22 protein-coding genes and 1 tRNA gene are annotated in these 17272 nt (G+C 38.6%); 4 read left to right on the plus strand and 19 right to left on the minus strand.

Annotated features, from left to right (window positions below):
* Nucleotides 1-8: 8 nt before the first annotated feature.
* Nucleotides 9-1493 (minus strand): type VI secretion system contractile sheath large subunit, encoded by a 1485-nt coding sequence (tssC, locus tag ACYQ28_RS16845; protein WP_460052076.1) that lies wholly within the window; start codon nt 1491-1493, stop codon nt 9-11.
* Nucleotides 1494-2040: 547 nt separating this feature from the next.
* On the opposite strand from tssC, the gene ACYQ28_RS16850 reads away from it, so the two are divergent.
* A complete protein-coding gene (locus tag ACYQ28_RS16850) occupies nt 2041-2925 on the plus strand; it encodes a Stp1/IreP family PP2C-type Ser/Thr phosphatase (RefSeq protein WP_460052078.1) in 885 nt (294 codons plus the stop codon).
* Nucleotides 2926-3312: 387 nt separating this feature from the next.
* On the opposite strand, the gene ACYQ28_RS16855 is transcribed toward ACYQ28_RS16850, so the two are convergent.
* From ACYQ28_RS16855 to ACYQ28_RS16905, 11 genes are all read right to left on the minus strand, one after another.
* Nucleotides 3313-4824: an HNH endonuclease gene (locus ACYQ28_RS16855; protein WP_460052079.1), complete on the minus strand. Its 1512-nt coding sequence runs from the start codon at nt 4822-4824 to the stop codon at nt 3313-3315.
* 506 nt (nt 4825-5330) lie between these two features.
* Nucleotides 5331-5981 (minus strand): hypothetical protein, encoded by a 651-nt coding sequence (locus ACYQ28_RS16860; protein ID WP_460052081.1) that lies wholly within the window; start codon nt 5979-5981, stop codon nt 5331-5333.
* 127 nt (nt 5982-6108) lie between these two features.
* Nucleotides 6109-7194 (minus strand): hypothetical protein, encoded by a 1086-nt coding sequence (locus ACYQ28_RS16865; protein WP_460052083.1) that lies wholly within the window; start codon nt 7192-7194, stop codon nt 6109-6111.
* Nucleotides 7195-7218: 24 nt separating this feature from the next.
* The gene (locus ACYQ28_RS16870) at nt 7219-7566 is read right to left on the minus strand and encodes a hypothetical protein (protein ID WP_460052084.1); all 348 of its coding nucleotides are present in this window, start codon (nt 7564-7566) and stop codon (nt 7219-7221) included.
* A gap of 271 nt (nt 7567-7837) precedes the next feature.
* Nucleotides 7838-8392, minus strand: a complete 555-nt coding sequence (locus ACYQ28_RS16875) for a RebB family R body protein (RefSeq protein WP_460052085.1) — start codon at nt 8390-8392, stop codon at nt 7838-7840.
* A 40-nt stretch (nt 8393-8432) separates the two neighbouring features.
* Nucleotides 8433-8642 (minus strand): RebB family R body protein, encoded by a 210-nt coding sequence (locus tag ACYQ28_RS16880; protein ID WP_460052087.1) that lies wholly within the window; start codon nt 8640-8642, stop codon nt 8433-8435.
* Nucleotides 8643-8695: 53 nt separating this feature from the next.
* Nucleotides 8696-8965, minus strand: a complete 270-nt coding sequence (locus tag ACYQ28_RS16885) for a RebB family R body protein (RefSeq protein WP_460052088.1) — start codon at nt 8963-8965, stop codon at nt 8696-8698.
* 59 nt (nt 8966-9024) lie between these two features.
* The gene (locus tag ACYQ28_RS16890; RefSeq protein ID WP_460052089.1) at nt 9025-9291 is read right to left on the minus strand and encodes a RebB family R body protein; all 267 of its coding nucleotides are present in this window, start codon (nt 9289-9291) and stop codon (nt 9025-9027) included.
* Between the two features lie 25 nt (nt 9292-9316).
* Nucleotides 9317-9583, minus strand: a complete 267-nt coding sequence (locus ACYQ28_RS16895) for a RebB family R body protein (protein WP_460052091.1) — start codon at nt 9581-9583, stop codon at nt 9317-9319.
* 20 nt (nt 9584-9603) lie between these two features.
* Nucleotides 9604-9891 (minus strand): RebB family R body protein, encoded by a 288-nt coding sequence (locus tag ACYQ28_RS16900; protein WP_460052092.1) that lies wholly within the window; start codon nt 9889-9891, stop codon nt 9604-9606.
* 141 nt (nt 9892-10032) lie between these two features.
* A complete protein-coding gene (locus ACYQ28_RS16905; protein ID WP_460052093.1) occupies nt 10033-11682 on the minus strand; it encodes a helix-turn-helix domain-containing protein in 1650 nt (549 codons plus the stop codon).
* Between the two features lie 94 nt (nt 11683-11776).
* On the opposite strand from ACYQ28_RS16905, the gene ACYQ28_RS16910 reads away from it, so the two are divergent.
* The 3 genes from ACYQ28_RS16910 (at nt 11777) to ACYQ28_RS16920 (ending at nt 13850) form a co-directional block, all read left to right on the plus strand.
* Nucleotides 11777-12565 (plus strand): glycoside hydrolase family 25 protein, encoded by a 789-nt coding sequence (locus ACYQ28_RS16910; protein ID WP_460052095.1) that lies wholly within the window; start codon nt 11777-11779, stop codon nt 12563-12565.
* A gap of 13 nt (nt 12566-12578) precedes the next feature.
* Entirely contained in the window at nt 12579-13583 is a 1005-nt protein-coding gene (locus ACYQ28_RS16915) for a hypothetical protein (RefSeq protein WP_460052096.1), read from the plus strand.
* A gap of 191 nt (nt 13584-13774) precedes the next feature.
* Nucleotides 13775-13850 (plus strand) — tRNA-Ala (locus ACYQ28_RS16920).
* A gap of 22 nt (nt 13851-13872) precedes the next feature.
* On the opposite strand, the gene ACYQ28_RS16925 is transcribed toward ACYQ28_RS16920, so the two are convergent.
* From ACYQ28_RS16925 to ACYQ28_RS16955, 7 genes are all read right to left on the minus strand, one after another.
* Nucleotides 13873-14751 (minus strand): tyrosine-type recombinase/integrase, encoded by an 879-nt coding sequence (locus ACYQ28_RS16925; RefSeq protein WP_460052097.1) that lies wholly within the window; start codon nt 14749-14751, stop codon nt 13873-13875.
* A 131-nt stretch (nt 14752-14882) separates the two neighbouring features.
* Nucleotides 14883-15227 (minus strand): hypothetical protein, encoded by a 345-nt coding sequence (locus ACYQ28_RS16930; RefSeq protein ID WP_460052099.1) that lies wholly within the window; start codon nt 15225-15227, stop codon nt 14883-14885.
* Between the two features lie 89 nt (nt 15228-15316).
* The gene (locus tag ACYQ28_RS16935) at nt 15317-15781 is read right to left on the minus strand and encodes a hypothetical protein (protein WP_460052100.1); all 465 of its coding nucleotides are present in this window, start codon (nt 15779-15781) and stop codon (nt 15317-15319) included.
* A gap of 2 nt (nt 15782-15783) precedes the next feature.
* Nucleotides 15784-16344 (minus strand): deoxynucleotide monophosphate kinase family protein, encoded by a 561-nt coding sequence (locus ACYQ28_RS16940; protein ID WP_460052101.1) that lies wholly within the window; start codon nt 16342-16344, stop codon nt 15784-15786.
* Nucleotides 16341-16616 (minus strand): hypothetical protein, encoded by a 276-nt coding sequence (locus ACYQ28_RS16945; protein WP_460052103.1) that lies wholly within the window; start codon nt 16614-16616, stop codon nt 16341-16343. The genes ACYQ28_RS16940 and ACYQ28_RS16945 overlap by 4 nt, the downstream gene beginning before the upstream one ends.
* Nucleotides 16613-16996: a helix-turn-helix transcriptional regulator gene (locus ACYQ28_RS16950; protein WP_460052104.1), complete on the minus strand. Its 384-nt coding sequence runs from the start codon at nt 16994-16996 to the stop codon at nt 16613-16615. The genes ACYQ28_RS16945 and ACYQ28_RS16950 overlap by 4 nt, the downstream gene beginning before the upstream one ends.
* Complete coding sequence (locus tag ACYQ28_RS16955; protein ID WP_460052105.1) at nt 16968-17270, minus strand: helix-turn-helix transcriptional regulator; 303 nt, start codon at nt 17268-17270, stop codon at nt 16968-16970. Before ACYQ28_RS16955 ends, ACYQ28_RS16950 begins: the two co-directional genes overlap by 29 nt.
* Nucleotides 17271-17272 lie beyond the last annotated feature (2 nt).

Genomic DNA, 17272 nt, shown 5'->3' on the forward strand with positions numbered 1-17272 from the left:
TTATTCAATTATAGCGCTTCTCGCATAGTGCCCAGATTCAGCGTCGTGGTAAGTCTTAATTCCGACACCAAATGATCAACTGTATAATGGGTTTTTAAATGAATAATACTTTGATAGTTTCCAGGGGTTCTCGGATCTTCAAAAACCTGAACGCGCGCCTGTCTTAGCGGGTATCGAGCCAGTGATTCCCAAGGTAAATCTTCGCGACCTGTGGCATATTGGTTTAACCAATCTTGTAAAAAACGCTCACACTCTTTTGCACTTTTGTAAGAACCAATTTTGTCGCGAATAATGATTTTAATGTACTGCGCAAAACGCGAAGCACACAGCATTTGCTGAAGCAAACCACTGATTCTGGCATTAGCTGTCGCCGATTTCTTAGCGTAGACCTTTGGCCGCTGAATAGACGGCACACTGTGAAAGCAATTAAAGTCGGTATGAACACAATGACTTAATGGAATTAAACCTAACTCGCTGAGATCGTGCTCCAGCGTATCGGTGATTAGTATGGGCGTAGTAATTTGCGACGCGTGCGGGTTTGAATCGGTAGATTGGTATTTTTTCGGGAAATCAATCACAAGACCACCCGACAAACTGTCGCGAGGCGCGCCGCGAATGTGAGAAAACCAACCCACATCAATAAATTCGCGAATTAAAATAACGCCCAAGGCAAATGCTGCATTGCCCCACAAGTACTTTTTAGCATCAGGACCGGCGACGGTTTCGTTGTAAACCAGTGACGACTTCGGAAATTCTCGGGCCAAATGAGGCGTTCGCATAAGTACCCGAGGAAGGGTAATTCCGATGAATCGAGAGTCGTCCATATCTCTTAGAGACTGCCAACGAATATACTCTTTATTGGCAAAAATCTCCTGAAAAGGGATGTGTATGCCTAGATCTTCGAATTCATCGATACCAAAAAACTCAGGTCGAACACCACAAATAAAGGGACAAAACGCCGCCGCTGCAACTTGCGAAATACCTTTTAGTGTATCGATATCATCGTAAGGGTGGCCTGGTATGGGTTTGTGGCAGATTTCGTAATCACCAATAAGAACGCCTATCGGCTCACCACCAGCAATACCAAACTCGCGGTTATACACCAACTCAAATAAAGAAGACTGATCGAACTCAGGCGCCCGCTCGATATCTTTAGAAACGTCACGCCAACTGGCATTTAAAACCTTAATCTTGACCTTTTTACTGCTGGTCGCGGCGTGGGTAAGCCGCTCCAAGCCACACCAAGCCGCTTCTAAGCGCTGAAATTTAGGATGATGAAGAATGTGATCAATAAGATTGCTGATTTTACGATCAAGTTCGGCAATACTCTTAACAAGTTCGAGTTTTACTTGCTCTAACGAGTTAGCTCCGGTCAAATCGACGACATCTGCGTAATCTAGCAGGCCATCAAAGCCACGGTTAGCACATACAGTCGCCGTAATACCAGACTGGGTTTGATTGTATGACTGTATAGCATCATCAAGATAGCTCACTGTCGCTTTCCTTAATTCACAGCGCTAAAAACAATACGCAAACTTAACGCGAACCTTAAACAAAAACCAGTCCTTGGAATAACTGTTTCTAACGGTTCCAACTTTTTTATGAAATTTCGACATAAAACTATATCCCAGTTTATGAATAAGAGCACAAATAAAATTCCGCGCAAAACATATGGCAGTTAATATTTTCAATTCCTATTGTGCGTCGCGTGAAAAATTATCTCAATTATTGCGTAAAATAGGTTAAGCAAACTAATGCTTAAGCATTAAGTTAAGAAAAGATATTCATAATTCTTCCGATCTCATTTAAGAATAGAATTTTCTGGATTTAAATCACTTTAAAGAAACCCAAAAAATAATCGTTAAAATTCTAAACTTGATCAAAAAATGAATATAAAAGGGGGGATTTTTCGCGACTAGGAATAAGGATTATGATAAATTCGCGAACATTAATTTGGTCGAAACCCTGCGACTGTCTGATTTTTCGGCATATATTGGCAAAGACGCGCCAACAACAAATGCCTTGCATAAGTTAAATGTCATGGATACGAACACGATTGGTATAAAAATTAATGGAAAAACCGATGTCGGAAGAGTGCGCCAAGCCAATGAAGACGACATTCGCTGGTATCAATCCAATCAAACCCCCTTTGCTTACCTAGTCATCTGTGACGGTATGGGTGGTTATCGCGGCGGAGCCATGGCCAGTAGACTCGCCGTCGCTGCCATCGGTAATCGTCTAGAGCAACTTGAAAATCCCATATTTCTTTCCTGCACTCCCATTCAACAAGAAGCCATGCTGCAATCAACCATTGTGGAGTGCTTAAAAGATGCAAATCGCGCGATTCTTTTAGAAAAGCAGCGCTCCCCAGAGCTCGAAGGAATGGGTACCACCGTGATACTCGCGGTAATATGGCGCAACCAATGCTTTGTCGCCCACCTGGGTGATTCAAGAGCGTATCTGTGGGATGACCAACACTTTATACAACTCACCAAAGATCATTCACTCGTTCAAGAAATGATCGACTCAGGTCAAATTTCTGAAGAAGACGCCAGGCAAAGCAACATTCGTAATCAAATCACCCGTGCTCTGGGTGTTAGTGATCAGATAAAGCCTACGCTCAACAGTTATTATTTGAATCAAAACTCACTGATAGTTTTGTGCTCAGACGGACTCACCGAATACTTTGACAACAACCAACTCGACGAGGTGCTTTCAACGCACCGCCCCGCTCTCGATTGTTGTTATCGACTTATTGCCGATGCCAATAATAAAGGCGGTAAAGATAATATTAGTGTCGGCATAATGGAATTTACCTTACAAGCCAACTTTAACTACGGTTATCAAGAAGAAGATAAAACAGAAGAATTCGGTCAAGAAAAAGACGCCAGACCTCAAGACGATATTACCCAAAAAATTAATTAATCTTCGCAAGCACCGAATTTTTGAAGGTTACTCATTAAAAGTTCGGTACTTCATTAAGAAATCAGATCAATAAAAATCAGCTACAGAAACTATCAAGAAACTCCCGATTAACTTCCCTAGAATTTAATCAGAGTTTCATTAACAACAATCTACAATAGCTACATCAACAAAAAAATAAAGGAAACTCTGATTAACTAGAGGAAACTCTGATTAACCTAGAGTTTCTCGCGACACAAGGATATGTCGCCAATTTCAAGAACGGTAAGTGATTGAAATTGTGAAGAAATTGGAAATCGTATTTTCAATTTCTGTCCTCTGATTAAATCATGGATCAGTTAATCAGAGGTTCCTAAATAAAAATTCAGAAATATTAATGGACTTTAGGCTCTATTGAGACTTTAACAGAGGTAGATAATTACCCTCGGCCCAAACTTCATTCCCAGAAAAAAGCTGTAAAATTTCTAAAGTGCTCGACAATGCCAGCTCCTTAAACGAAGTTTCCCACACATGTTTATCGTCGCGCACCTTAATCACATTATTAATATCTTCCGACCAATCAATAGCCAAAAATACGCACTTATGATCACCCTGCGCGCCGTACAAATAGTCGCTGGCGGTTAAGCTTACGATACGCCTTTTGCCTTTCACATCCAGCTCCGTTTCGATAACCATATACACCAACAAAGATTGTAACCAAAAAGGAATTTCAAACTGATAAGAATGAACAAAATAAGGTATTTTTATAGGAAACGCAGTTGATGATTTCTCCTCAACCTCGGGATTTATTACTGTCGAAGTACCATCTTCAGAGCCAGCACTTGAACTTATGGGATTCAAATTAAGCAACGATTTACGCGCATCAAAACCCTGAACAAGGTTGATTAAATCGATTGTAATACTGCGAAACTGATGAATCACACCAAGCTTACTTTGGTAGTGCTCAAGTAATGCTTCATCTGAGTTCTCATAAGATGTATTTTGATCAGCGCCGTAACTACCCATCAGCGACCATAAATGATTCCCATAAATAAGCCGAGCCACAACCAGTGATGGACAATTTAAATCTAAAGCGTTAATTGTTCGATAGCCTCGATAGCTATTCAAGTTTTTATCCAGAGCCCACCTTAAATAATCAATATCATCTAGTTGATTTACATTATTATTGAAATCGTATCCAGGATACAAAGGCGTAGGAATTACACCCAAATCCATCAATTCAGGATCAATGGCTTTACCAAACTGAGATTGAGAAAAATCAATATAGGCATCCCACGCATAAGCAAGGCCATTCAACGGATTAAAACGAATATAATCACGTGGATTATCATGATATGGATTTATTAATAAATTATCGGCAACACCGCCATCATCAACGGAATATTTAGATACGTTCTTATACAAATATTTCCTATTTAAATGCGCGCAACGATTACACAATAGAATTAAATTCTCATAATCGTATACTTGATCGGCATATTGTCCATTAGCAAAAAACTCGGTGTCAGGGCATAAGGCTACAGGCTTAACATGAGCGACAACAGCGTCCTGTTCGTCGTCAAAATATTTCTCGCAATAAGCACAACAATTTTTATTCATCGAAAAAAAACCTGTGCGCACCGCTTCGCTTGCGTACAGCGACTTATCGAATGCTAAATCGTTAAAACCAACTACAATTTTATCGTGCAAACCGATTCGCTGCGTTATAAACACCAAATTATCGACTAATACTTGAACGTTTCCTTCTTTCGTTAATAGAGATCGATCAGAAGGTGATAAAGTTCTGTATAGAGTATTTACTTTGACTCTATCAAGCAGTTTCTTAAGTTGCTCGGTCGCAATTTTTACCTTATAACGCTCATCGGCATTAGGAACAGGAGCAGAAAAAGAAATGGGCATCATCTGAATCACCCTATAAACCCGCGATTAGTTATTATTAATCATTAAAAATCCGTTTAAAGTACCGTTTAATTTACTGATGAAAACCAACTTCAAAGCGCCGCCCTTTAAACCAACACACAAATAGCAAAAGAAAATATGCCGATAAGAAATATCCGCTATACTCACTACCGGAAAAACACTCTCAGAACCTGCAAGTACAACATCAAGTAATAACCGATTAAAGCACAATCGAATAAGCAAGAATTTACTAAGTAACTATTCATTAATTAATCATCTATTAATTAACTATCCATTAATTAACTATCCATTAATTAAGCGACTACCGATTAATTAACTTCGATTAAATACTTTATGATTTAATAAGAAAGTACATACATCATTGAAATTTCTTGTTCACTTTATTCGTCTTAATGATGTATTTTCACAACCCGTTTACACTATGTATTGCTAGCATTTGGATCTACGGATTCAGCAGAAGGACTCTCCGTGTTAGAATTTACCTCGGTTTAAGGTTGTGTCTGATTCAAAATACCCTGTAAAACCTGTTGTTTTTTTGAAATTTCTTGATGTTGTTCTTGTAACTGCGAATCTATTGCTGAATTCATATTATAAACAGAATTGCTAACATTATTTTCAGCATCTTGTATATGTTCATTAATATTCATCATTAAGTGAGCATTTGCAACAAGGTTGCCATCGGGGGCTAAATTGGCTAAATCGACCTGGTTAAGATGCTCATTGGCTTTTACAAGACTTTCGGTGATTTGCTGTTGACTGCTAGCAATAGACTGAAAAGCTGATTGCATGGTTTCATTCTGTGTTGTGTTGGCACCAGTAGATGTGGCGGAAAAATTATCCAACTTAGCAGCATTTAAAGTATTCTTTGCATCATTCATTAGCTGAGCCGACTTCATTAAGTTTTCGGCCATAACCTTTTCTGAGTTTTGAATGCCCTGCTCAATTTGCTTTAAAATTTGATCATATTGATTTGGGATACTTAAGCTCGACATTTCTTGCATTAATTGCTCTTTAGAGAAAGAAACTGGCTGGTCTGCATCGGTAGACTCAGAATTTAATTGTGATGCGACAGACTTATCAACAGGTTCTTTATTCGAAAGATCAGGTGAATCTATTTTCTTTGAGTCTTCATCTGCCATAACAATCACCTTAAAATTATAATTTAAGAATTAATCTATAAAAATCAGTAATCCACACTACAAAAACAAAATATTGCGAATAACACGTATGCTTTAATTAAAGCTAAAACTGGATAAGCAGTAAATTTTATAATGCTGACATCTGCTGCCAAGACTTAACGAACAAACTTTGATTAAAATATCGTACAACCAACTCCTTATTATCAAAATGATAATAATAATCCCATGCATCAACAAATTGTGCTTTGAGCGCTTTAACGGCATCGGTATTCGTCAACAACGTTCTCATTTGTCCCATTTGATCTTTTATGTACAGATCGGCATCATCATCGAGTAACTTATGAACGCCTATTTTATTCAACATTACCAATGCTGCATCATAAATTGTATCAAACCCAATCCATTGTTGATCACGAAACCAAGTCACCAGTATTTGCTGCAACTGTGTTTGGTCAGGAGCAGAAACCACCGCTGGAGATGCAAGCATAGAAAACAGAGAGTTGATGAGGTTTTTATCTAGAGACTTCTTCAGGCTCAACAATGTCTCAGAATTATTATTATTTTCAGCATCCGTATTATTAGGAGTTTTTAAATATGCTTCGTTTAAAAAGTGAATGGAAAGCAAGTTGTAGCAAAACTGCTGCGTACTTCTGCTATTTTTTTGTAGCCAACTCATAATTTTTTCATCAGACAAGCAAGAGAAATTGGTTGTGAAATCAACCCAAAAAATTAATGTCTCTTTATTCTCTACCGACAAATAGCTCAAAAAATCAAGATTATTAAAATTATAACTCTCCAACCAATGAGAAAGTTCATCCAGTTGTGTGAGCGTGATAAGATTGTAATCCAATTCAAAACTGTTTGATTTTAGCTCAGGCCTACTCGCACCATCTTGCTCTGAACCAGAAGAAACGCTTTTAGTTGCAGTGGCTTCACGCTCAAGAGCAATTAAAGCTGCCTCATCAATGTCGTAAAACTTATCAACAGATAATATTACATCGTATTTTTTTTTGTAAACAAATGGCGTAGACAACAAATTATAAAACAGCAATGAAAACATCTGACTTTCTGATTCAAATGAATAATATTCAGAACCGGAGATGTTATTGGTCAACCAGTACTTAATCGACCCATCGTATTCCGTAAGTTTTTGACCATGTAAACTCAAAGAAGGCAACGAATTAATTGAGTTACCGGCAATCAAAATAGTCATTATTATCACTCTAAAGAAAGAACATTAATCCCCTACACTAAAATCCTTTAATATCGCACTCGCTCCTTGACCAATCGCAGTAAAATTAGCTGCACTGTTAGCAATCATCGTATTGGCTTGTTCTATAATTGGCGAAAAGGTTTTCACATCTCCAGTTGCTAGCATTTGTGACATCGCAACACCCATTGCAACGGCGCCCATATTACTGATATTACGCAAGTTATCTGCCGCATCTTGAACCGCTATTGCCGTGGATTGAGATATTGACTGGTACGCTTTACCAGCCCCACTTTGTTTTATTACCGAAGATGTCATAGTTGCCTGTTGCATTGCCTCAACAGAACTCAAAATTTGTGGATTTAAATTACCCATAAGACTAACTCCATCATAAATTAATAAAATTACCCTGAACAACTTCATAAGAAGTTCGAGCCAAAACAAACGCCAATCAACAAAATAAATACAAAAAATTCAGAAAAAAAACCTATAAACAGTTATAAATTCGACAAACAAGCAATCGTGAATACTCAATCAAAATCAATATTACTTACAAAATATCTAAAATTGAAAAAAGACCGCGTTGCAAATGTATTTGCTTAGCTGACATCCAAACGACTAAACAAAGACCGCACCCAATCGCTTGTTACTTTTTTTCAGTAGGCGCCTCTACATTGGCTTCTGGAACCGTAGCATTCGCATTATCGTCGGTAGTATTTGTTGTTTTTTGTTCTGAGTTTTGAGATGTAGTATTATTCGAATTATTCATACTCAAAATATTTTGCAACTCAGCAATCAAGCTATTTACCTTGTGTAAATCATCTGGATTAATACTTTCTGCGTCTTTAACCAGGGTTTCTACCTTATTAACCAAATTACCCGTTGTTGATTTGGTTGGCTCATTATCTAAAGGTAAAAAAGGCGGAATAACTCGATTCTCTGAAGAATCGGGTGCTTTAGGTTTAAAGGGCTCGCTAGGAATTTGTAACATTTTTGCGCAAACCGATGTAATTGCTGCACCCGATGAAATTTGCGCATTATGCTGATTAGAAACAGCATTATGCATCGCCATGCCCATACTTTCAGCACCAGCTACATCTAACAATGCCAATGATTGTGGAGCAGAACTAGAAATTAAGAGTGTATTTAATTGACTAATTGCATCGGTAACTTGATCATTAACAGAGCTAGAATTGTCCATTATTTATCTCAGTATTTGTTGATGGTTTTGGTTAACAGTATTATCCTGAATGAGCGGCAAAAGCAGCGCCTGCGGATATCATTAAAGCACAACACTGTGTTACCGCAGCATTTTGAACAATCTGCGAATCACGTTCGGCACTGACCGCATTTTCCATTAAAATAGAAATTGATTCCGACATTGCCAAGTATGCTAAACCCAAAGATGCTGGCGCAGATAACGATACGTTAATTAAATTATTTATTAGCATATAATCACGCCCTTTTAAAATGCGCCAAATCAATTAGATCTGGCGCGAATGCACTAAGCGCCCAATATTGCGCTAGTTGCCTTACCCGTAGACGCAGTATCAATGGAATACAACGTAGCAACGCCCATAGTGGTTGCCGCTTGTGCTGTAACATTAGTTTGCTGTTGTGCCGTAGTTGCATTATGAGCTGCATTAGCAAGCGCTTGTGCCGTTGCCTGAAACAAATTTCCCATTGCTATTGCGGGAGCGTCGCCCAGAACCTTAACATTAGCCTGTGTTACCGAATCGGTAATTTGACTATTAACCGAAGTTGGAAAAGCCATAACCTATTCCTTTATTTAAAAGATATGAAATTAATTGGAGTATTTAAACACCAAATTAATTATTGAAAGATTTCGCGAGTAGCAACACCGCTAGATGCTGTATCGACGGAATACAACGTTGAAATACCTTGCGTCATCGCAGCTTGCGCAGTAATGGTCGCGTTCTGTTGATTTGTTGTTGCGTTATGAGCGGCGTTAGATAACGCCTGACTCGTGGCCATCATCAAATTACCGGATGCCATCGCCGGCGCATCTCCGAGAACCTTAGTATTTACCTGCGAAACTGAGTCTGTAATTTGGCTGTTTACAGAAGTTGGATATGCCATGATTTAAATCTCCAAATGATATTAATTATGAAAGAATAGCTTGTGTTGCCTTCGCAGTTGAAGCTGTATCTAACGAATACAACAGCGCTACTCCCATGGTAGTTACCGCTTGTGCAGTAATATTCGTTTGTTGCTGAGCAATCGTTGCATTATGAGCAGCATTAGCTAACGCTTGAGCGGTAGCTTGATATAAATTACCCATTGCAACAGCCGGAGCATCACCTAGAACAACGAGATTTTCTTGCGTAACTGCATCGGTAATTTGGCTATTAACAGATGTAGGAAAAGCCATAATTAATTACCTATATAGAGCTAGCCCAACCCTTTTACTTTGGACGAAAGAATTTCTTGAGTAGCCTTACCAGCTGACGCCGTGTCCAGTGAATATAAAGTTGCCACACCCATGGTAGTAGCAGCCTGCGCCGCAACCGCGGTTTGTTGCTGTGCGGTTGTCGCATTGTGTGCCGCGTTACCTAGAGCTTGAGCAGTGGCTTGAAATAGGTTTCCCATAGATAACGCCGGAGCATCACCAAGAACTTTTACGTTTGCCTGTGTGACTGAATCTGTAATTTGATCGTTAACTGAAGTCGGAAAAGCCATCTATTTTTCTCCCGTTGATTGATAGATTACCTAGCCTTGTATCATTTGATAAGCAAGATGAACTATAAAACATTATGCGAAAATTCTAGTGGGCTAACTTATGGATAAATGGTTTTTTTCTAGGAAATTATTGGTGATATCTTAATAGAACTGATTACCTTTTTCTGTCGAAAGCGTTTCTCGAAATAAACTTCTATAAGATCCCGGGCTAATTCCAACCAGTTTTTTAAAAGTTTTTTCGAAATGACTAAGATCCGTATAACCACAGTCTTGAGCGACAACAGTTATTTGACAGCTAGGATTTTCCTCAATTAGATTTTTCGCCATATAAATTCGATACTCATTAAGCAATTGCTTAAAAGAAGAACCTAAATCTTTTTTTAAAATTGCTGAAAGATGAGACGAGCTCACTAAACAGTTTTGTGACAAATCCATCATATTAAAAGAAAGGTTGTAATTTTTAGAAATATATTCGCAAGCCCTTAACAAGGCTGGATGAAATTGTTTAGGCTTTTGTAAGACTAAATTAACGACTGGGATTTCTTCGGAGACATCCAAAGCAGACTCTTCTAAAGCATGATTATGATTAAGACTACGAATAAAATCGGTAATTTGTGGAAAATGCTCCGATAAAAAGACCAAATCAATACTGCCAGATGTACGTAAGTAATCACATTTTACAAGAAATGCTTCAAATTGAGAAAAGTTTCCATCCCACGAGTAGTCCGATAAAACCGGCCAAGCTTCATTGGCAATTGCAAAATCAGAATTTATACGGTTATTTTCTTTGTACGCTTTAATAACATAAGGAACATCCAGCCACCGCTCATTCAAACTTGGCATATTTACTTGATAGCAGTAGAACATAAGATGATTAATTAGAGATCTCATCTCCTCATCCAAACATGAAAACAGTGAATTTATACTCAGAATAATGTTTACGTTTTCATGCCGAGCCGATTCTGCCCGAAACATTTCTCTTACAACATCGATTAAGTAGTTCAATGACTCTTTAGTTAAATCTGATAATTTTTTTAGATATAGACTCCCACCCACTGCTAAACTAATAGACCTAGTAAGAGTTTCTCGAAATATACCAAGATCAACCTTAGAGCAATCCAGAATGATAAAAGGTGAGTAAACACCTACTTTAAAACAGTGAACACTATAAGCAGCCAATACCTTACCACTACCAGAAGCTCCAACAATGGCTGTTGGAGAATGTAATAGCGAGGCCTGCTCACATTGTACCAGTACCTCATTTATCGACAGACTTTGTCCGTACCAAGAAAAATTTAGGGCATTTTTCATTCCAGCTGTAATAGACAATTTTGCAAATTTATCAGTTGCAATTCGAAAAAAAATGGGCAAACTCAAATCATGATAAGCATCATTTTTGATAAGCATTACCTCTACTTCACCAAAAATGTTACCAGCCAACTCAAGAGAACCTGTGTGAATTTGTAACTGTTTTGCATCTACTTGACACAATAATTTACTTGGCACTGACGAGAAAATGATTTTACCCTCCCGCTTCTGACAAGTAACACCTATATTTTTCAAGTTAGCATTCTCAATGGTTAGGGCCTCGTTTAAGTCTGTCTCGGTTAAACATAATTCCTTACCCTGAAGAAGCTTAAGATTTAAAAATGCTATTTTTATACCTTTAAAATAGTTATTAAACTCAAAAAATAGGTCATGCACACAACTAAAAAACACATCGACTTTATTTACAAAACGCTCTACTTCATACAACTGAGAACTTTCAGCTGACTTATTTATTATTTTCATAATAGAAACCCTAAATAAAGAATGACCAAACATTACCACCAAAATAAGACGATAAAAATTACAGCTCATTTCAACATGTAATTAGTTAAATAAAATGAATAATTCGAATAATAGCGAAAAGCCAAAATCTCAAAACGAGACGAAAATTTTAACAATGGTGATTTTTGTTGGCATAATATCGATCTTAAGACCCAACTTGCACACATTGTATTTCAACGACAACACAACCAGCTCAAACTTAATTAACTATAAAAATAAATCCGCACCCATACAAAAAGAACCTGCTTTAAATAACGGGATTGATGTTTCTCATTTTCAAGGAGAAATTAATTGGACCGAAGTTATAGAACAAAAAATAGATTTTGTATTTTTAAAATCTACCCAGGGAAATAATTTTATAGACCCTACTTATCAGCAGCACAAATCTGAACTTGAACAATTGAACATACCGTTTGGCAGTTATCATTTTTTCGAACCCGACATTGACCCTATTCACCAAGCCAACTTCTATTTAGAAAAAACCGGTACAAACCATAAGCTTCCACCAGTGGTAGATATCGAAATCACTGGTGATGTTAGTTCAACAGAAATTCAAACACGACTAAAAGCTTGGCTGGAAAAAATAGAAAAAGAAACTCAATGCAAACCGATAATTTATACAAATCGATATTTTTGGAATGAATATCTTAACGCGGATTTTACTGAATATTATTTATGGATATCTGACTATGCAAAGGAGATCACCCTGCCACAGAATGTGGACGACTGGCTACTCTGGCAAAACTCACAAAGCTTTAAACTTCAGGGTATTCAAAACTCTGTTGATCACGACACTTTTAATGAAAAGAGCATGTTAAAAAATAATATTTTTTGCTCACATTAGAGAATAACAAACCATGAAATCACTCAATAAACTCACCATCAACTTCACCAAAAATTTCACTAACATAAAAAAATTTATCACGATTAAAATATGCATAATAATCGTTTTAACAGCTTTCATTGCTGCATTTAATTTTCTTGACTCCGAAGCCATTTCTGAATTTCTAGTAAATGACACATTATTTAGAGAAAACAACGCCTATTTGTTTACTTCAGAAGAGCGAATTACCAAAACAATATTCTTTCTCTCTGGAATCGAAGGCCTATACAAAGCTTTAGAAAGTGCCGAATTCGGTATAAACTTTTTAGTTGATACACAAATTACTATCGGTAAAGAAATAACTGCACTCGCAGATCAAACATCGCAGGCTAGAAATCACGCAGAGTATTTATTAATTGCGGTTTCGGTCTTACAACTTATCTTGGCAATAACGCATGATTCAACAACATTTATTCTCAACATCTTATTAATGTCATTCTTGTCTTTTTTTATATTATCCTATAGGAAGAAATCTTTTCTTTTTACGTTTTCTAAAAAATTAACCTATTGGCTTTCCATATTATTCATTAACATACATCTAATAATACCCTATTCAATACACATTGCTGCATTTTTTTCTCACACCATTACAACCACTTACACTGATAAGCATTTAAACAACTTAAATAACCTGCATAAGCAAATTACGGCCATCACTCAAAATAATTTTCAAGAGAAAACATCGGAAGATTCTGTTGATAATAAAAAGTCGAAAACCAGTTTAGAGGAGAAGCATACGAATTTTAGAGAGAAACAAGCCAAATCACTGCTTAAAAAATTTGAAATGATACATGTAAACTTTGATAAATATTTGAGGCATTTTTATTCAAACTGGTACAAACACTTACTTTATGAACTGCTCTCAGTGTTCGTAATACCGTTTACATTAATTATTACGATGATTTTGTATTTTCGATCAATATATTCAAAGCTGTTTTTAAATGTCTCATCGAATACTTTACAGCACACCTCATCCTGAGGATGGATCAATTAGAAATCATCCAACATGGGCATTATTTGCTCTGATTTTCGGCAAACATCGACGATATACCGCCGTAGCTGTATTGAATCTTCTAATATCTCGAAAACTTTCACCAATACCATTGACAGCTGAGCACCGAATGATAGAATGCGCGCCTGTTCGAGATACGACTCTTGAATTCCTCTTTTGGGGCCTTAGCTCAGCTGGGAGAGCGCAACACTGGCAGTGTTGAGGTCAGCGGTTCGATCCCGCTAGGCTCCACCAATAAAATCAATGACTTACGGACTCAGCGAATATTATTTTCGTATTTCGCAACGAGATCGCAACGAGCCTCATACGTTCTCAACTGTTCAAGCCTCTGTAACCTAGGCGATATTTTGTACAAAATCGCGAAATAACCTTCTATTGCTTCAAGTGCTGTCGCTAAATACGCTGGGTCATTTGGTGCGTAAATTTCGGTAATTTCACTACCCTGTCGCCGATGGCCAAGTTGCGCCGATACGTGCCAAGGTTCTACGCCGCAAGTACGCAACCATTTTGCAACGGTTTTTCGAAAGGAGCCGGGATTAACCAAGTCGTCGAGCTTGGCGTTTTTGCGCGCTGTATTCCAAGACGACTTGATGCTATCTACCGGTTTGTTGGGATTAAGTTGAATATACCCGCGCGAACATATATTTTCGGTGTGATATATCGCTCTTATAAAAGTGGGTAGGCGTACCGTTGCACGATATTTATTCGATTGCTCATTACCCTCTTTGAGTAATTGAATGGTCCCGGCGTGTAAGTCAATTTGCGAACCTTCCAACTCTAGTGCGGCGGCCGGTCTTGCGCCGGTACCCAGCAAAATCATAATGTATCTTACCAGCCTGTCGGTTCCGGCTTGCTCCAATAATTGCGCGATTTCCAGCAACTCAAGTGGCCGCGACTTAGGTTTTTTTAACGCCTTGAATTTACGCATTTCTTTTCCAAGGTCGATAAAGTTCGGCGCAGAGCTGATCATATCTTCAGAACACGCATAACGAATAGCCGCGCAACCGGTTTTAAAAATACCTTCTATGGTGCTTTTGGCGTATTTTTTTGAATGTAAAAATTGAATAAATTCGCGTTGCCGTGGTGCTTTTATTTCGCGCACCATAGAAACTTCAAAAAAGTCGAGCCACAACATAAGGTTGCGGCGCTCGGCGTCGTGGCGGGTTAAGTGTTTGGCGTGATTTTCGTAATATAAGGCTATGCATTGCGCTAAGGTTAAATTGTTATCTAATACCGGTTGCGCATTTAAAATAAACCATTGGTCTATCAGTTGTTTTGCTTCGATAAAATCACGCGTGCGGAGGCTAACTGACTTTCTTTGCTGGGTCTTTTCGTCATACCAACTACGGCACCAGTTTCCCGCTCGGTTTTTGGTGAGGTAATAATCTCCGACTCGATACGTTTGTTGAGTTTCCATTTAATTAAATCAATTCCTAAAAATGAATAGCGGCTCCCCATAGCAATATAAGCAATCTCTTGATTTGCTCGGGCAGAACGTAACTGCCCCTCGCCCACCTTACACAGTTTAGCCGCTTGATTTACCTTGTATTCCATCCATGGTTCTATGCCCATGGCCGCTGCATAATTTTGAATATCAGATTCGCTAACCATGTTCGTTCCTAATCATTAAAACGGTGGAAGGTTTTCGCTAAAAACGTAAATTTCGTGGGTTACCGCTAAGATGCTGGTCATTTTAACCTCTATAGATTATTCAGTTCGTTTAAAACCGCAAGGCGTGACTGGCTATTCACTTTGGCTTTTACTTGTGGCCGTGGCAGTTCGCTGACGGTTGATTTAGGGGGTTTTGGTATATTAAATTTTAATTCCGGTATTGCGCCGGTGCTAAAGTAATATTCTAAAATTGGCAATGCTTTTGCCGAGATAAGTACTACGTAAAATTCTTTTTGTATTTTTACTTCGCCGCGCAAGGTGTAAGAGCGGTTTTGTTTTGCTAATAAACCGGCTTGCGCAAGTTCGCGCTTTGGTAAGTTATGTTCGCCTTTTTTACCGTTTTTAAAGTCGGTGTGTATCCAGCCAAAATCCCGCAAGGCCGCTAAAATGCGATTTTTATGAATCGCTTTTTTATCGAAAGGTTCTGACACTTTGCGCGCAAGTAGTTCTGCGGCGCTTTCTGCGTCGTGCCAACCTGCGGGAAGTAGGTACATAATTAAGCCGTTACTTTTAACCGATGTTTTAAGACGTCTACCAAGATGTCGAGTTTTTTCTGTAGCTCTCGGGTGTCGCCATTATTGGTAATTAAATAATCGCATTCACGAATGGTTAAATCGTTTTCGGTACGGTGCGCGGGTGTTTGGGCTGTTTCGTCGCGTTGTACGTGTATTAAAAAGCCGCCATTTTGGTAAATGTAGTCGGCTTCGTTTACGGTGCGAACATCGCCAATTACGTAGCCTGCGGTGTTTTGCCAATGGTCACCATAGTCGGTTTCGATGGTGTATTTGGTGCGATTAATTAAAAAGTGCGAGTTTGCGGTAATTAATAAATCGCCCATGTATTGCATAAATTCGCGCGGTGTTAGGTTGAGTTCGGGCAATTTTTTATTGCGATTTAAGGCATCAAATTGCAAAGGTGTAATACTCAAAGCCGCTGCACACGCTTGTTTTACCGGATATGCAATGTGGTATAAATCTAAACTTAAACACGCTGCAATATGTTCGGCGGTGGTGGTTTTTCCAGAACGTGCGCGCCCTGCTATGCCGATTAAAATCATGTGTTTGCCTCCAGTTTTTTGGCCACGGCTTTTGATTTGGCCGCGCGTTTTTCGTGTGCGGCTTGCATGGCTTTTGTGTACGATGTTTTTTTGTGTTTAAACGGTGCGGTGCGCGCGGTTTTAATGGTGCCGCCGTTATTAATAAATTGCTGTATTTGATTGGCAATTTCGCGACGTTCGATTTCTTTTAAGCCAATCGGCGAATGCGTGGCTTCTTTGTAAGCAAAACGAAAGTGTTCTGACAGTTCTGCACGTTCTTCTAGGGGTTTCATGCGTAATCCTCGCGTTTGCGGCTGGCGGTGCGGGTAATACGTGCACTGCGTGCCGAGCGTAATAAAACGGTTTGATCATCAACAATAACGGTGGCGCCGGTGGTGGCCACGCATAACAACAGGCAAATTATTTTTAAATAACCCAACTCAAAACATTTAGCGATTAAGCCCATTTTGGTTCGCGTATGGGTTTTTTCGTGCAGTGCATCTAAATGGTTATACACAGCGCGTGGTGAACAATTTCGGTCTTTGGCAATATCTTGTGGCTCTTGGTCGTTGGCAACTAATAGTAGAGTTTGCGCCTGTTTGGGTGGTAAGTTTTGAGAAGTAAAGTTGCCCAGCTTCCAACCGTTAATCGTCTGTTGGGGTAATGAGTTCATAGCCAGTACCCTCTAGCAATTTTTGGCGTTGTTTAACTTGGTGATCAACCAGTATTTTGATTTCAGCATTACTTTTACCAGCAACCATAAATGCCAAGACTTGATCTAATTCGTGCTCAACAAACCCTTTGGCACGTAGACCTAAATTTATGGGTGGCGGTATTAACCCTGCTTTTACTCGCTCATGAAACCAAGTGCTTTTTGCCCCTAGTCGCGCAGCTGCATCTTTACGTCTAATAATGGTTAATTTGATTTTAGGATTTCGTAATGACATAG

The sequence above is a fragment of the Sessilibacter sp. MAH1 genome (assembly GCF_054658315.1).

Bases quoted from the DNA above. Each gene is read 5' to 3' on its own strand.
- ACYQ28_RS16930 (WP_460052099.1), bottom strand. From the start codon at position 15,227: ATGGTTAGCGAATCTGATATTCAAAATTATGCAGCGGCCATGGGCATA.
- ACYQ28_RS16925 (WP_460052097.1), bottom strand. From the start codon at position 14,751: ATGTTGTGGCTCGACTTTTTTGAAGTTTCTATGGTGCGCGAAATAAAA.
- ACYQ28_RS16935 (WP_460052100.1), bottom strand. From the start codon at position 15,781: ATGTACCTACTTCCCGCAGGTTGGCACGACGCAGAAAGCGCCGCAGAA.
- ACYQ28_RS16875 (WP_460052085.1), bottom strand. From the start codon at position 8,392: ATGGACAATTCTAGCTCTGTTAATGATCAAGTTACCGATGCAATTAGT.
- ACYQ28_RS16955 (WP_460052105.1), bottom strand. From the start codon at position 17,270: ATGTCATTACGAAATCCTAAAATCAAATTAACCATTATTAGACGTAAA.
- ACYQ28_RS16855 (WP_460052079.1), bottom strand. From the start codon at position 4,824: ATGATGCCCATTTCTTTTTCTGCTCCTGTTCCTAATGCCGATGAGCGT.
- ACYQ28_RS16950 (WP_460052104.1), bottom strand. From the start codon at position 16,996: ATGAACTCATTACCCCAACAGACGATTAACGGTTGGAAGCTGGGCAAC.
- ACYQ28_RS16910 (WP_460052095.1), top strand. From the start codon at position 11,777: ATGAATAATTCGAATAATAGCGAAAAGCCAAAATCTCAAAACGAGACG.
- ACYQ28_RS16860 (WP_460052081.1), bottom strand. From the start codon at position 5,981: ATGGCAGATGAAGACTCAAAGAAAATAGATTCACCTGATCTTTCGAAT.
- ACYQ28_RS16890 (WP_460052089.1), bottom strand. From the start codon at position 9,291: ATGGCATATCCAACTTCTGTAAACAGCCAAATTACAGACTCAGTTTCG.
- ACYQ28_RS16900 (WP_460052092.1), bottom strand. From the start codon at position 9,891: ATGGCTTTTCCGACTTCAGTTAACGATCAAATTACAGATTCAGTCACA.
- ACYQ28_RS16870 (WP_460052084.1), bottom strand. From the start codon at position 7,566: ATGGGTAATTTAAATCCACAAATTTTGAGTTCTGTTGAGGCAATGCAA.
- ACYQ28_RS16940 (WP_460052101.1), bottom strand. From the start codon at position 16,344: ATGATTTTAATCGGCATAGCAGGGCGCGCACGTTCTGGAAAAACCACC.
- ACYQ28_RS16945 (WP_460052103.1), bottom strand. From the start codon at position 16,616: ATGAAACCCCTAGAAGAACGTGCAGAACTGTCAGAACACTTTCGTTTT.
- ACYQ28_RS16895 (WP_460052091.1), bottom strand. From the start codon at position 9,583: ATGGCTTTTCCTACATCTGTTAATAGCCAAATTACCGATGCAGTTACG.
- ACYQ28_RS16865 (WP_460052083.1), bottom strand. From the start codon at position 7,194: ATGACTATTTTGATTGCCGGTAACTCAATTAATTCGTTGCCTTCTTTG.
- ACYQ28_RS16885 (WP_460052088.1), bottom strand. From the start codon at position 8,965: ATGGCTTTTCCAACTTCGGTTAATAGTCAAATTACCGATTCGGTAACA.
- ACYQ28_RS16915 (WP_460052096.1), top strand. From the start codon at position 12,579: ATGAAATCACTCAATAAACTCACCATCAACTTCACCAAAAATTTCACT.
- ACYQ28_RS16880 (WP_460052087.1), bottom strand. From the start codon at position 8,642: ATGCTAATAAATAATTTAATTAACGTATCGTTATCTGCGCCAGCATCT.
- ACYQ28_RS16905 (WP_460052093.1), bottom strand. From the start codon at position 11,682: ATGAAAATAATAAATAAGTCAGCTGAAAGTTCTCAGTTGTATGAAGTA.
- ACYQ28_RS16850 (WP_460052078.1), top strand. From the start codon at position 2,041: ATGGATACGAACACGATTGGTATAAAAATTAATGGAAAAACCGATGTC.